This is a genomic window from Nitrospinota bacterium (genome assembly GCA_016208975.1).
GTDB lineage: Bacteria > Nitrospinota_A > UBA7883 > UBA7883 > JACRLM01 > JACQXA01.
On record JACQXA010000004.1, the window covers coordinates 671744 to 684739 of the forward strand.

Annotated in this window: 16 protein-coding genes; 6 read left to right on the forward strand and 10 right to left on the reverse strand. The window is 55.0% G+C overall.

What is annotated here, in order from left to right:
- Positions 1-81 precede the first annotated feature (81 nt).
- On the forward strand, positions 82-300 hold the full coding sequence (locus tag HY751_06815) for a hypothetical protein (GenBank protein MBI4666101.1): 219 nt from the start codon (positions 82-84) through the stop codon (positions 298-300).
- Positions 301-572: 272 nt separating this feature from the next.
- On the opposite strand, the gene HY751_06820 is transcribed toward HY751_06815, so the two are convergent.
- The 3 genes from HY751_06820 to HY751_06830 are packed head-to-tail and all read right to left on the reverse strand — an operon-like array spanning position 573 to position 2189.
- Positions 573-1265 (reverse strand): hypothetical protein, encoded by a 693-nt coding sequence (locus tag HY751_06820; protein ID MBI4666102.1) that lies wholly within the window; start codon positions 1263-1265, stop codon positions 573-575.
- A complete protein-coding gene (locus HY751_06825) occupies positions 1262-2011 on the reverse strand; it encodes a glycosyltransferase family 2 protein (protein MBI4666103.1) in 750 nt (249 codons plus the stop codon). Before HY751_06825 ends, HY751_06820 begins: the two co-directional genes overlap by 4 nt.
- Positions 1998-2189 (reverse strand): Trm112 family protein, encoded by a 192-nt coding sequence (locus HY751_06830; GenBank protein ID MBI4666104.1) that lies wholly within the window; start codon positions 2187-2189, stop codon positions 1998-2000. Before HY751_06830 ends, HY751_06825 begins: the two co-directional genes overlap by 14 nt.
- Before the next feature lie 395 nt (positions 2190-2584).
- Here HY751_06830 and HY751_06835 point away from each other — a divergent pair, with 395 nt between their 5' ends.
- Positions 2585-2962: a HEPN domain-containing protein gene (locus HY751_06835; protein MBI4666105.1), complete on the forward strand. Its 378-nt coding sequence runs from the start codon at positions 2585-2587 to the stop codon at positions 2960-2962.
- Positions 2941-3267 (forward strand): nucleotidyltransferase domain-containing protein, encoded by a 327-nt coding sequence (locus HY751_06840; GenBank protein ID MBI4666106.1) that lies wholly within the window; start codon positions 2941-2943, stop codon positions 3265-3267. Before HY751_06835 ends, HY751_06840 begins: the two co-directional genes overlap by 22 nt.
- A gap of 31 nt (positions 3268-3298) precedes the next feature.
- On the opposite strand, the gene larC is transcribed toward HY751_06840, so the two are convergent.
- From larC to HY751_06855, 3 genes are read right to left on the reverse strand one after another with little or no spacing between them, the layout of a single operon-like run.
- Complete coding sequence (larC, locus tag HY751_06845) at positions 3299-4471, reverse strand: nickel pincer cofactor biosynthesis protein LarC (GenBank protein ID MBI4666107.1); 1173 nt, start codon at positions 4469-4471, stop codon at positions 3299-3301.
- A complete protein-coding gene (gene larB / locus HY751_06850; protein ID MBI4666108.1) occupies positions 4468-5238 on the reverse strand; it encodes a nickel pincer cofactor biosynthesis protein LarB in 771 nt (256 codons plus the stop codon). The genes larC and larB overlap by 4 nt, the downstream gene beginning before the upstream one ends.
- Positions 5239-5241: 3 nt before the next feature.
- Complete coding sequence (locus tag HY751_06855; protein ID MBI4666109.1) at positions 5242-6270, reverse strand: NAD(P)-dependent glycerol-3-phosphate dehydrogenase; 1029 nt, start codon at positions 6268-6270, stop codon at positions 5242-5244.
- Positions 6271-6382: 112 nt separating this feature from the next.
- Here HY751_06855 and HY751_06860 point away from each other — a divergent pair, with 112 nt between their 5' ends.
- Complete coding sequence (locus tag HY751_06860; protein MBI4666110.1) at positions 6383-6853, forward strand: DinB family protein; 471 nt, start codon at positions 6383-6385, stop codon at positions 6851-6853.
- A gap of 45 nt (positions 6854-6898) precedes the next feature.
- Here the strand turns inward: HY751_06860 and HY751_06865 are convergent, their stop codons facing one another.
- From HY751_06865 to HY751_06875, 3 genes are read right to left on the reverse strand one after another with little or no spacing between them, the layout of a single operon-like run.
- The gene (locus HY751_06865) at positions 6899-7306 is read right to left on the reverse strand and encodes a DUF1844 domain-containing protein (protein ID MBI4666111.1); all 408 of its coding nucleotides are present in this window, start codon (positions 7304-7306) and stop codon (positions 6899-6901) included.
- A 22-nt stretch (positions 7307-7328) separates the two neighbouring features.
- Positions 7329-7553, reverse strand: coding sequence for a DNA-directed RNA polymerase subunit omega (locus HY751_06870; protein MBI4666112.1), 225 nt, complete (start codon positions 7551-7553; stop codon positions 7329-7331).
- 58 nt (positions 7554-7611) lie between these two features.
- A complete protein-coding gene (locus HY751_06875; protein MBI4666113.1) occupies positions 7612-7968 on the reverse strand; it encodes a TraR/DksA family transcriptional regulator in 357 nt (118 codons plus the stop codon).
- A 608-nt stretch (positions 7969-8576) separates the two neighbouring features.
- Between HY751_06875 and HY751_06880 the strand changes: the two genes are divergently transcribed.
- On the forward strand, positions 8577-9980 hold the full coding sequence (locus tag HY751_06880; GenBank protein ID MBI4666114.1) for an ammonium transporter: 1404 nt from the start codon (positions 8577-8579) through the stop codon (positions 9978-9980).
- Between the two features lie 144 nt (positions 9981-10124).
- Positions 10125-10697, forward strand: coding sequence for a hypothetical protein (locus HY751_06885; GenBank protein MBI4666115.1), 573 nt, complete (start codon positions 10125-10127; stop codon positions 10695-10697).
- A gap of 8 nt (positions 10698-10705) precedes the next feature.
- Here the strand turns inward: HY751_06885 and HY751_06890 are convergent, their stop codons facing one another.
- On the reverse strand, positions 10706-12934 hold the full coding sequence (locus tag HY751_06890) for an LPS-assembly protein LptD (protein ID MBI4666116.1): 2229 nt from the start codon (positions 12932-12934) through the stop codon (positions 10706-10708).
- Between the last annotated feature and the right edge of the window lie 62 nt (positions 12935-12996).

Below are 12996 nucleotides of genomic sequence, written 5' to 3' on the forward strand. Positions count from 1 at the left end.
TAAACTTCCAACCGGGTTTTTTGGTTTGACTTGCCTTTTCCCGCCCGATAACCTTGAACAATGCAAATTGATACGGAAGTTATGGGAAATAATTTTTGGCGCACGGTGGACGCTTACGTGTTCCGCCTGTTCGGGGTGGTTGTGGGTTTCTTCGGCTGTTACTCGCTAGTCCAAAACAACGACGCCTCAGAACTTTTTGTAAACTCTTACGGCGTTTCTTTTTTAATCATATTCGCCCTGCTGGGGTTTTATTCCACCTTCTCGATAGTTAAAGATATCATCCGGCCCGGCCGCCAATAAAAAACCCGTGGAAGAGAGGGGGTTCTTCCACGGGTATTAATTACAAGGCCCCAAGATGTTAGGGGGGCGGGTCTCAAGGCCCTGTTTCAAACTTTCACCATATCGTGCCGTTAAGCATCGATAGACAACCTAATTAGTAGCAGTATTGGCGCCAAAACATATCCTCTTGATTTAACAGCCATTTCTAATTTGGAAAACTGGCCAAGAGCGACAATACTGTCGCATCTTGTGATTATTCTGTCGCGAAGATCGTAGTGGCGGATTTGGGTGTATCAGGCTGAAAAAACGGGATTCTGGTTTGGAGCGAAAACCATTTCCAGGAAAATGGAGGCCAGGACTATCGCCACCCCGGTGATGATAACCTTAGCCGGGCCGTCCCATACCACGGGGCGGCTTTCCAGTTTCATGTAAAAAACCGTGGACAATCCCATGCCCGCCATAAGATGCCCGGCCCCTCTGGCGAGGGCCAACAGCCGCGCCGGGGATAAAAGAACGGACATATCTTTGCCCTCGTTAAGGAAGGAACCTGCCGTTTGGGCCGCATGTGAGACCACCATAGCCGTCCGGAAAAGAAATAAAACGCCACCGGAAACCACTGAAAGCATGCAGGAATATATTAACGCGGCGATACTTCGCGCGGGATCAAACGCCTCGAAACCGGAACGGATGAAATAAACCCAATCCTGCTCCATGGGCGGGCCGGATGGCGCTGTAGCGATGGCGCTTGCCCCCATCACCAGCGTGAAGTGGATGAAAATCCAAAACACGCTGAGGCTGAAAAGTTTGCCGTATGCTTCCCGCCGCGTGTAATAGAAAAAAACCGGGAAAAAAAAGAAGGCGGATAGCGCGGGCGCAAACGGTGGGGGCAGAATAAAACCGGCCATAAGAGCCACCGGCGTGGCCGCCATCACATAAAGGGGGGCCCTGCCGCTGTCGAACTCCCTTTTTAGCGCGCGTTTTATCATCGCTGGCTCCTTTCCCATATCTTCGCGTATTTGCTGAATACGTGATAAGCCGAAAGGAGACTTATGATCAATCCGGGTATGCCGTCCAAAAACCCCAGCTTGAGAAAATACATTTTCACGAACATGCCAGGCGGCCTGAGCAACATGGACCAGAATCCCGCCGTCAATCCTTTATCGATCCGCTCTTTTGCGGCGATATCCGTAAAGCTCTGGATGGTGGTCAGATGCTCGGAAATATTGTCGAAAGAGAGGTGATAGATGTGGCCTTTCAGGTTTGCCACCCGGCCTTCCATGAACACCCTGTCGTGAGGGTTCTCCCCGCCCCAGCGGCCCGCGCCCCGTTTGAACAGGCGTACCTTCCGCGCGGGATACCAGCCGCAATGGCAGATCCATCTGTTGATGTAATAAACCAGCCGGGGGATGGCGTATCCTTCGGCCCGGAGGGGGTCAAGGGTTTTTATTATCTCGTCCCGGAGTTGAGCCGAAACGCGCTCGTCGGCGTCCAGGCTCAATATCCAATCCCCGGTGGTCTGGTCTATGGCGAAGTTCTTTTGCTGGATGTGGCCGGGCCAGTCGTTATGAATAACCTTCGCGCCCATGCTCCGGGCGATTTCCACGGTCCGGTCGGTGGAGCCGGAATCCACCACCACTATCTCGTCGGCGAAATAAAGGCTTTGGAGGCAGTCGGCTATCTTGTCCTCCTCGTTCTTGGTGATTACCGCCGCCGATAGTTTAGGCCGCCTCATCCGGCAACTTGTCCAGCTTCCTGGCCTCGTCGATGAGCATTATGGGTATGTCGTCTTTTATCTCGTACTTGAGCATGCATTGCCTGCATATAAGCCCATCCCCTTTTTTTGTGAGGACAAGGTCGCCTTTGCATTTGGGGCAGGCCAGTATCTCCAGAAGCTCCTTGCTGATAGCCATAACGGGACCTCTCCTTCATGGGCGGATATTTCATCTATAAATGCTGATTATATGCGGCGGGGGCGGGGTTAGCAATGGGGTGCGTAGGTCGCCCTTCAATTTATGAAATGTCTCCAGCGCGGGGTTATAGCCAGCCTGGTTGTTCTTCTACCCCAAAGACCATGCGACAGCGAAGACGAAGTATTCAATATGACCTACCCCCCCCCAGACGAAGTCAAGATGATTATCGCCATTCGTTGCATTTTTTCAGTTCAAATCTCTTATGTCTCTGGGGTTGAAAACATCTCCGACAGCAATATGCGGCAAGGGCCGTCATGGCAACGGGGTTCCGGCAGGAAGGGTTCAAATAATATTCCACTGTTGGGGTATAATGCCGAAAACATTGGCGCAATCCCATGGACATAGAAAAACACATCCAGTACTGGTCAAATAGCGCGGATGAGGATTTCCAGGTTGGGAAGGAAAATCTCGGGAATGGCAGAATCCGCCATGGGCTGTTTTTTATCCATCTTGCGGTGGAGAAAATTCTAAAAGCCCATTTTTGCCGCAACAATCGTGACATGGCGCCCAAAAGCCATAATTTGACGAGACTCGCCGAACTGGGGAAAATTGAAATCAACGACGAAACTTTGAACGTTCTGGCGGATATAAATGCGTTTAACCTTGAGGGGCGGTACCCGGATAGTTATGCGGCTCCGCCAACATTAGAGGACGCCATGATTATCCTCGATAAAGTGGAAAAGGTTTTTTTATGGTTGAAGAATCAATTATAAAATCCGTCAAAGGGTATCTGCGGGACCTTACAATCCACGGCGTTGAAGTGGAATTCGGGGTGGTGTTCGGGTCATGGGCGGCCGGGACCGCTACCGGCATGAGCGATATAGACGTTATCGTGGTATCCCCCCGTTTCGACAAGGCCAGAGCCCGCCAAGACATCAACCTGCTGTGGCGGGTAGCGGCGCGAAGCGACAATAGAATTGAACCCATACCTTGTGGGAAAAAGCAGTGGTTCGAAGACGACGCCAGTGTGATTATCGAGATCGCCAGACGTGGAGGGGAATTGGTGTATATACATTAGGTGGCGCATTTAATATTCCCCGCTTTCACGGCTAATCCAGTTTAGCGCTCCTTGCCGCCTCGTACACTTCCGCAAAGGGCGCGCCGCTCCGCTCAGCTACTTCTTTCACCGATTCGTATTCCGGCGCAATTTTCCTGCCCCCATCGGGCAAATAGGCTATTTTCACTTTTACAGGGCCATAGGGTGTATCCGCCTCCACAATATTGCGTTCAAGGCTCACCCGCTCCACAGGCCGTTTCCTCAACCCCAGCGTAGTGGTGTGGACGAAAAACACCTTTTCCACATCACCCGCCAAAGCTGTGGGGCACAGTGCGGTAAACACCACTCCCGGCCTTCCTTTTTTCATGAACACGGGGGTATAAGTCACATCCAGCGCCCCGGCCTCGAACAGCTTTTCCATCACCACGGGGTATTGCTGGGGATTCATGTCGTCTATTGTGGTCTCGATCTCCACCAGGGTTTCGTGAATATAGCCGGAGCTCTCCGACTCGCCAAATAGCATTCGCAACACGTTGGGCCTGTCCGCAAAATCGTGTCCCCCGGCTCCGTTTGCCACTTTGCCCACCGTCATCAATGGCCGGTTCCCGAAATTGGCCGAAAGCGCCTTGGCGATGGCCGCGCCTGTGGGGGTGGTAAGCTCTTTCTCCGGCCCCTCGGCGTAGGTGGGAACGCCGCGCAAAATAAGCGCCGTGGCGGGCGCGGGAACTGGCAACAGGCCGTGTTCCGTCATCACCATGCCGGAGCCGGTATTGATAGCCGAACATACAACGCCGGTGACACCCAGTTCATGGAACCCGACAGCCGCGCCCACGATATCCACAATGGAGTCCACCGCTCCGACCTCGTGGAAGTGCACTTTCTCCTTGTCCACCCCGTGAACTTCACCTTCCGCCACCGCAACGATGTCAAATATCCTTAGCGCCGTTTCTTTCACTTCCAACGCAAGTTGGGCAGACTCGATGAGTTTCACGATATCCTTGTAATGGCGATGCCCCTTTTGTCTGGACATGTCCACGTCCACGCCGAACTTTATGGCGGACACGCCGCATCTTTTGACCCTGGCGGAGGATATTTCGTATCCTTCAACCGGCAGGGATGCGAGACGTTCTTTTAAAAGTTCCAGTGGCAATCCCGCGTCCAGCAGGGCGCCCACCACCATGTCGCCGCTGATTCCAGAAAAGCAGTCCAGATAAACTTTGGTCATCGTCCCCCTGCGACATTTTCAGGCAAAGTGTTTATCCTGTGTGCCAGCGCCCCGGCGCCAAATCCGTTGTCTATATTCATCACTCCCACTCCGGCGGAACATGAATTGAGCATGGCAAGCAAAGCGGAAACGCCACCAAAAGAGGCCCCATACCCCACCGAAGTGGGCGCCGCCACCACGGGCCGGGAGGTAAGCCCCCCAACCACCGAGGCAAGCGCGCCGTCCATTCCCGCCGCCACCACTATCACCCGGGCTTTATGCAACTCGTCCATATGGTTGAACAACCGGTGTATTCCAGCCACCCCCACGTCGTAAATGGTTGTGACTTTCGAACCCATGATTCCAGCCGTCACCGCCGCCTCTTCCGCCACGGGGATGTCCGACGTGCCAGCGGAAAGAACCAGCACGTTACCGGTTTTTTCCCCACCTTTCGGCTCGATGGTGATACAGCGGGACCGCTCGTGATACACGGCGGCTTTGGCGAATTTTTTCGTCTTGAGATATATCCCCCGCGAGGCCCGGGTGGCCAGGGTGGGATGCCCTTTGGCGGTGAGCCTTTTTATTATTTCCACCGCCTCTTTTTCACTCTTCCCCTCGCAATACACAACTTCGGGGAAACCCTGGCGCGCCGCCCGGTGATGGTCTATTTGCGCGAACTTCAAACGTTCCACCGGGGAATGGCTTTTTAGGAGCCGCATCGCCTCTGCGGCGGTTATGCGCTTGCTTTGAAGCCTGTCCAATATTTCTTTAATGGTTTTCTCGTCCATCCGCTAAAACTCCGATTTCAACCCACGCGCCATAAGGTCCAGCACCGCCTGTCGCGGATCCTTCCCTTCGTACAGGGCGGAATATACCTCCCCGGCTATGGGCATCTCCACGTTGTGCCGCTGGGCAAGCCCTTTAACCGATATTGCGGTGGCCACCCCCTCCGCTACAGACCGGGTGGACTCCAGAATGTTCTTGAGCGTCTCCCCCTGTCCAAGCCTCAATCCAACCGTGCGGTTGCGGGAAAGGTCTCCAGTGCATGTAAGCACAAGGTCTCCCAACCCGGAGAGGCCCATGAATGTACGCGGGTCGCCCCCCATGGCCACACCTAACCGCGACATTTCCATAAGCCCCCGGGTGATAAGCGCCGCCCTGGTGTTATGGCCGAACCCCAGGCCATCGGCTATCCCGGCGGCGATGGCCATCACGTTTTTGACGGCTCCGCCCAGTTCCACGCCGATGATGTCGTTATGGACATATAGACGAAAAAAAGAGGAGGACAACGCCGATTGCGCCACTTTGGCCGATTCCAGGTCTGTGGAGGCGATAGTGGCCGCCGTGGGGCTTTTTCGGCAAAGCTCCTTTGCGAAAGTGGGACCTGAAAGAAAGCATGACCGGTCCGCCACCGGCCCCGGCAGGGTTTGCCTTATCATTTCCGATGGGAGCGACAGCGATTCGTTCTCCACCCCTTTGGCGGCCGAAACCACTATAGCGTCTTCCCGCGCATGTTTCCCAAAGGTTTTAAGCGCGGCGCGCATGAACTGGGAGGGCACGGCGAAGAACACCAGCCTGGCCCCATCCACAGCCTCGTCCATGTCCGCCGTTGCCAGGAGATTGTCCGGCAAAATAGCCCCGGGCAGATAAACGCTGTTTTCGCGGCTGGTGTTAATGCCGTTGGCGATTTCCGCCCGGCGGGCGTACAACCGCACTATGTGGCCGTTCATGGCCAGCGCCCAGGCAATGGCCGTACCCCACGCCCCGGCGCCTATCACCGCCACCGCCTCGCCAGTAAACAAGCAATTTTCCTGTTTCATGATCTCCCGGATATTCAGCCAATTACCCATTATAAAACCTGCGCCGGGCCTGGCGTGATAAAATCACCGTTATATTGGTGACATAAGCCATCAAAGGCGAGGAGCGGATATTATGGACGGGGCCCCGAACTTAAAGAAGCTTTTCGAATATAACGCCGCCGCTAACCGGCGGACGCTGGGCTCTCTCCCCATCAACGGCTCTGAACATGAGCGGGCATATAAAGTTATCGGCCATGCTGTCAACGTGGAGCGGCTATGGCTGAACCGGCTGGAGCATGGCGAAAAAGCCAAAGCTCCGGAGATGTTCCCCATACTCACAAAAAACGAGTTGGAGGAAACTATCGACGAAAACTCCATGGATTTCTCTAGAATCCTCGCTGGAATGGGGTCGGACGGCCTTTCCAGGATTGTGGACTATGTAACCACCGAAGGGGATCAAAAACAGTCCGCCGCCGGGGACATCCTTTTCCACGTGATAAACCATTCCACATACCACCGGGGCCAGGTTGCCCTGCTATTAGGAAGCGGTGGAGGCCATGCCGCGGTGACCGATTATATAGCTTTCGCCCGTGGAGATTTTTAGTGTGGCCCGTTAAGGGAAAAGCTTGCCTGCCTGTTTCCGGCGGGATTATTTGTGGTTTAACAGCTCCACGAACCGCATCCGCAGGTCGTAAAGCGTGTGGGAAAGAAGCCTTTGCTCATCCGGCGCAAGGTTGCCCCGCGTTTTTTCTTCCATCATGGCCAATATGTCTATGCTCTGCTTGGCCAAATCCAGGTTGATGGATGTTTTCCCGGAATACGGGTCCTGAAACCCGCCCATGTGATACACCGCGCTAGATGACAACGACAGTATGAAGGTGGAGAAATCTATGGGTGGAGGGGCCGCGCCCTCGGCGTCCTCCTGCGGGGCTTGGGACTCCACCGGTTCTTTGGGGGCGGGCGACGGCTCGGGCTTTACGGTCTCATCTTCGGAGCCGCGCTTGCGCTTGTCCACAAAGGTGAAGTGCTTTTCCCCTTCGCCGGTTTTATCGCCCATGACCGCCCTTTCAGTACGGCTGTTAACCGAACAGTTCGTCGCCCGAGGTTTTCTCCGGCTTGCGGGGCTCTATAAGCCCTTCGGAAATCTCTTTCAATGCGATGTCTATCGGCTCCATGTCCAGCGGATCCACCAGGGAGGGCTCCCCCTTGGTCAACTGCCGCATCCTCATGGAAACCAGGTTGGCCAGCAGGTATTTATGCTCCACCTTATTCAGCGCCTTGGTGAAAAGGTCGGCGTTGAACATTTTCATCCGTTCAATCAAGGGTCACCTCATCTTAATGAAAGGGTTCTAGCCAAAAGAATTAACTGGCCACTTTCTTTTCCATCTTCTCCTGACACTGCACACAGTGTATCGAGAAGGGCTGAACCTCCAGCCGCTTTTTAGGGATTTCCGCCCCGCATTCCGCGCAAACGCCATATTCGCCGTTCTCTATGCGGTCCAATGCGTCGTCTATCTGCCGCAGTTCGTCCTGCCCGCGGGTCTTAAGATAAAAAGACATCTCCTGCTCATAGCTGGACTCGGCCATATCCGCGTCGTCCCCATGGCGGGTGTCGGTCTCTTTCTTTAAATCCTGTTCCAGGCTTTTGTCCGCTTCAAGAAGCATGGCTCGCTTGCGTTTCAGAAGCTTCTTAAAATCGCTGTATTCATTGGTCTTCATGGCCAATCCTTTTCAGGTATCCTAGGCTTTAACTAGTAAATCCGCGCAATAAAAATTCCATATCCTAGCACAAATAACCACTTTCATACCAACTATTTTAACTAATTAATCCGTTTTTTCCATGGAAACCGCCATTTAAAAGGCGTTACATCATCAAAGGCTCTATTTGTAATTTCTTTATTAATAATGAGATGTACATATCTTAGAATGGGTTTAATATTTCTACCCAAGTCCAGGTTTCACATCCTGCTAATGTCTATTTGAGCGAATCCACAAATCTCCACCAATACGCTTAAAAAATAGGCTCACGCCAAATCCCTTGCCATCAAACTAGGCGACCAGATTTTATCCATATTGGTAATCCATTGAATATCTTCACGATATTTATGGGTATGGCTTTTGCTCTGAGAGTCAATGAACCAAAGCGCTCCTGCCTGGCTGATACGGGCAGGCTTTGAAATTTTGTGGGATTAACCCCGTTGGTCTTAAAGCGGGCACTGGAATTGGTAGATGCGAAACAAGACAAATCCAGCGGGGGTTGAAAGGTTTTCTTCATGCTATTTGGAGGAGAGAAGATGAAAAGGATCGTTTATCTGGTTTTCGCATTGATGATTGCGGCGTGGTTACCCGCGTACGCGCAGGAGTCCGCGTCTCCTCCTGCCCAACAGGAATCCACTGGCGCTGAATCGCCTGAGGCAGTCGCGGCCCCCGCGGCTGAAGCCGCGCCTGCTCCGGCGGCGGAAGAGGCCCCGGCCGCCCCTGCTTTGCCGGCGATAAACTCCGGCTCGGTGGCGTGGCTCCTTACGTCCACCGCTATGGTGATGCTCATGACCCTGCCGGGTCTTGCGCTGTTTTACGGCGGGTTGAGCCGGGCCAAGAACGTGCTTTCCACGATAATGTATTCCTTCGCCAGCCTGGCGGTGGTTAGCGTGATATGGGTGCTGTGGGGTTACACCATGGCTTTCGGGCCCGACGTGGGCGGAATAGTCGGCGGGTTTGACAATTTCGGCCTGGCTGGTATCCCATTACCTGGCGACGCGTCCACTCCCGCCAACGCCAACATGAAGCTGGAGATACCCGACCTTCTTTTCGTGATATTCCAGGGGGTGTTCGCCATAATAACCGTAGGTCTTATCTCCGGCGCTTACGCGGAGCGCACCCGGTTCTCGGCGTTCCTCCTGTTCTCCACGCTGTGGGTTACTTTCATATACGCTCCCCTGGCCCATTGGGTATGGGGCGGCGGCTGGCTGTTCCAGCTTGGCGCTCTGGATTTCGCCGGGGGCACGGTGGTGCACATCGCCTCGGGCATCTCTGGCTTGGCGGCGGCCATTTTCATAGGCAAACGCAAAGGCTACGGCACTGAGAAGATAATGCCCCACAACGTGCCCATGGTGGTGCTAGGGGCAGGCCTGCTGTGGTTCGGCTGGTTCGGGTTCAACGCCGGGTCCGCCGTCGCGGCCAACCATGTGGCCGTAAGCGCCTTCCTGGTCACCAACACCGCCGCCGCCGCCGCGGCCCTGGGCTGGCTGTTCGCTGAATGGGGCCATGGTGGAAGCCCCACCACGGTGGGCTTATCCTCTGGCGCGGTGGCCGGCCTTGTGGCCATCACGCCCGCCGCCGGATTTGTGACCCCCATGGGTAGCATCGTAATCGGCGCTTTGGCTGGTGTAATCTGCTACTTTGCGGTGGTGTACAAGCACAAGCTTGGTTACGACGACGCGCTGGACGCTTTCGGCATCCATTGCGTGGGCGGCACCTGGGGCGCCCTGGCCACCGGCATCTTCGCCTCCAAGGCCATCACCGGCGCTTCCGGCGCCTCGGGCCTGCTGGAAGGTAACGCCGGCCAGCTGGTGACCCAGGCCATCGCCGTAGGGGCCAGCCTGGTGTTCTGCTTCGTGGGCACGTTTATCATCCTGTTCATCGTGAACGCGGTGGTGAAATTCCGCCCGGAGCAGGATCAGGAGATAATGGGCCTCAACCATTCAGAGCATGGCGAGAGCGCTTACAACTAACTGGCGCGCTCACCGGCTTTCCATTTAATTTACGCCGCGGCGGTCCGGACATACCCGGCCGCCGCGGCTTTTTTGCCCCGCCAGCGCCACACGTAGCCATGCTAGAATCCCCCATCGTTAAAATACTCTCCACTTTTTAGAACAATGGAAGAATATATTTTCACTGCGCCCGGTTCGGGGCAAAGCATTATCGTAAAAACCCTGGAGGGGTTGTTTCGCCCTTTCACCGGCTCCGTGGCGGAGGCTTTCTACCAAAAAAGCGGGCTGGTGTTTGAGACTATGCAGTCCCTGGCCACAACCGATTCCAGGGATTCCGCGGAACTGAACCCTGAAACCATGTTAAAAGAGCTGGAAATACTTATTGGGCTTTTGGAGGGGGACGAGTCCATGACTCCGCCCCATTACGGGTTCCTGCCACCTTCCGGTGACGGGGCGGGATGGCTGGATTACGCTCGCGTCACACTGAAGGGTAAACCAGCGGAACTTCGCGGCGGGTTTGATAAAGCCCTTCTCACCGTTACCGTATGGCCCAACGCGCACAGGAACTATGACCTGCGGGAACTTTTAAACATAGTCTTCGACGATGGCGTATACGCCGTTATGCGTAAACCTTCCTTAACCGTTTGGCGGGATGAATTAGGCGCGCTGACAGGATTTTTGGCCGGAGCGGTGGAGCGTAATGAGACGGTTACGTTCTCTATATCCAAAACGGGATAAGGCCGGGGTCAGAGCTTTTTCCTGGCGTAGGCTGGTTGTTCGCCGCCCAGGATGTCCCCGATACCCAGAAGAGTTATGGTAAACATTATCCTCCTTTCGTCCTCGGTGTAGGAAGAGCCGTCGGCGGCGGTCTTGGTAAGCTGGCGCTGGTCCAGGTTGATGGCCAGCCCCCAGCAATCTTCCCGGAACCGGGCGCGCACAAGGCTGTTGGTGGTCTTGGCGTTGGCCTCGTCGTACACCCAGGAGAAATCCAGCGACAGATTCCATGGAAGTTTTACCTCCAGATAAGCGGTGTCCCAGGTGGAGTCCTGCCCATCCTTGCCGCCCCATTTGTAAATCCTGTCAAGAGCGATATTGGCCACGTCCCAAAGCTTCAATCCAGCTTCAAGCGTGGAAGTTTCCCAGAACTTGTCATAATGGTTGTAGGTTGTGCTGTAATTGAAAAGAAGCCAATCCGCCGGGCGTGAGCGGAACTCCAGCTGTAATGGGGCCAGCGGCCTTTTTTCGGTTTCCGGGCTTTCCGTCCTGTTGCTTTCGATAATGTCGAACGGCTGGGTGGCCACGAACCGGGCCAGGCTTACAGTTCTGCTGGATTCAGGCGATAAAACATCTTTTGCCAAAAGGTCGTTGGCTATTTGCAGGGCTACCGCGTTTGTGGGCGGGGCGCTGTCCACAGTGTCTATCACATACACATTCTGCCGGTTTTCGCCGTCCATCTCATAACCGGGGATATAGTTCCACACCAGCTTCGGTGTGATGACGTGCTTTAATGCCGGGCGTTCGGGGGTTCCCGTTTCGAATATCCTGAAAAACTTCGGGCCGGTGACGGTGAAGGACGTCTGGTAATACTGGCGGGTGAAGCTTTCGTCCACCGGGTTTCCGGATGTGTCCTGCCCCCGGGAATACCATGTGGCCCGATACCATGCCGCCGCCTCCAGTGACAAAAACGGCGATATGGAAATCGGCATGCTTATGGACGGGTAGAAATCGGCCCTCTCCACGTCAAAGGTGGTCCTGTATTCATCCAGCCCGTTCTCCGTGCGAAACCCGGTGTAGCTGGATTCCAGCGACCAGTATAACGGCGTCCCCTTTATGCTTTCTTTCTGGTTTATCAACCGCAACTCCGGGGTTTTTCTCAAGGTCTGGGCGTTGGAAGGGTCTAACGCTATCTGCTCCCTGGCCATGAGCGTCACCGTGCGGGTGGGCCATGACCTGGAGAATGTCACGTAACTGTCGTTATAGTTTCTGGAGCGGTCGGTGAGACTTTCGGAATACTGCCTGCTTATGCTCTCCTCGCTCTCCTTGTTTATATGGAACACGTTCCTGATATTCCAGGGAAGGTTGTGGCGGTGGTCAAAAAGGACTCTCCACAGGTTCCTGTCGGTGGGCTGGTCCGGATCCGTCTCCTGAATGTATTCCCCGTTGAACTGCCCGGAAAAATCCCTGAAGATGTACCTGTATTCCGCCCCGTACTTGTTCCCCGCCTCACCCAGGTAATGATGGGTCAAAGTGGCGTCCATGTTGTCGGCGATGGCCCAGAAGAATTTGTTCTCCACCTGGAAACCCAGATTGTCCGAATAAGCCGGAGCGGGCATTAAAAATCCCGTCGCGCGCTTGTTTTTCACCGGAACCGGCAAGTAGGGCAAATAAAATACAGGGACACCGGCGGCATGGAACACCGGGTTGGTCAAATGGGCGTATCCGTCCACGGTGACATCCGCGTAGCTGGACTCTATCTCCCACTGTGGATCCTCACATTTGCAGGTTGTAAGCCCCGCTTCCCTGGCCACGTACCTGTCTTCCTCCACGCGCTGTATCTTCGCCCCGCGCAGGTTGTAGAGGTTGTCGAACTTTCCGCTGGCGCGATAGAGCGTGCCAAGCCCTGTTATGGTGTTAAAATCCGCCCGCTCCGCCTCCAGCCGGCTTTTCGGGTCCTGATACACCGCGGAGCCTTCCACCCTGCCGTCGCCGGTGTCCGGATTGTAAAAAATCACGTCACCGCTCAAGGTCTTGTCGCCATAAGACACCTGGGCGTTATCGTAGGCGGCCGTCTCGCCGGATTGGCTGTCTTTGTAAATCTGACCCGCGGTTATGGAGACAGGCGGCGCCGAAGGCGCGGACGCGGCTGGCGCCCCGGCGGGCGGCGCCGGTTGGGCGTATGCAATTCCGGCTACGGATATGGCCAGCATGGCCGCTATTTGGCCGAAGCGGATTAATTTGAGAATAGTACTGTTCACGCCCAAAGAATATAAAAAGCCGGGCGGCTTGGGGCGGCCCGAGAAAACCAATGAGAACCCTT

Bases quoted from the DNA above. Each gene is read 5' to 3' on its own strand.
- HY751_06815 (MBI4666101.1), top strand. From the start codon at position 82: ATGGGAAATAATTTTTGGCGCACGGTGGACGCTTACGTGTTCCGCCTG.
- HY751_06820 (MBI4666102.1), bottom strand. From the start codon at position 1,265: ATGATAAAACGCGCGCTAAAAAGGGAGTTCGACAGCGGCAGGGCCCCC.
- HY751_06825 (MBI4666103.1), bottom strand. From the start codon at position 2,011: ATGAGGCGGCCTAAACTATCGGCGGCGGTAATCACCAAGAACGAGGAG.
- HY751_06830 (MBI4666104.1), bottom strand. From the start codon at position 2,189: ATGGCTATCAGCAAGGAGCTTCTGGAGATACTGGCCTGCCCCAAATGC.
- HY751_06835 (MBI4666105.1), top strand. From the start codon at position 2,585: ATGGACATAGAAAAACACATCCAGTACTGGTCAAATAGCGCGGATGAG.
- HY751_06840 (MBI4666106.1), top strand. From the start codon at position 2,941: ATGGTTGAAGAATCAATTATAAAATCCGTCAAAGGGTATCTGCGGGAC.
- larC (MBI4666107.1), bottom strand. From the start codon at position 4,471: ATGACCAAAGTTTATCTGGACTGCTTTTCTGGAATCAGCGGCGACATG.
- larB (MBI4666108.1), bottom strand. From the start codon at position 5,238: ATGGACGAGAAAACCATTAAAGAAATATTGGACAGGCTTCAAAGCAAG.
- HY751_06855 (MBI4666109.1), bottom strand. From the start codon at position 6,270: ATGAAACAGGAAAATTGCTTGTTTACTGGCGAGGCGGTGGCGGTGATA.
- HY751_06860 (MBI4666110.1), top strand. From the start codon at position 6,383: ATGGACGGGGCCCCGAACTTAAAGAAGCTTTTCGAATATAACGCCGCC.
- HY751_06865 (MBI4666111.1), bottom strand. From the start codon at position 7,306: ATGGGCGATAAAACCGGCGAAGGGGAAAAGCACTTCACCTTTGTGGAC.
- HY751_06870 (MBI4666112.1), bottom strand. From the start codon at position 7,553: ATGTTCAACGCCGACCTTTTCACCAAGGCGCTGAATAAGGTGGAGCAT.
- HY751_06875 (MBI4666113.1), bottom strand. From the start codon at position 7,968: ATGAAGACCAATGAATACAGCGATTTTAAGAAGCTTCTGAAACGCAAG.
- HY751_06880 (MBI4666114.1), top strand. From the start codon at position 8,577: ATGATTGCGGCGTGGTTACCCGCGTACGCGCAGGAGTCCGCGTCTCCT.
- HY751_06885 (MBI4666115.1), top strand. From the start codon at position 10,125: ATGGAAGAATATATTTTCACTGCGCCCGGTTCGGGGCAAAGCATTATC.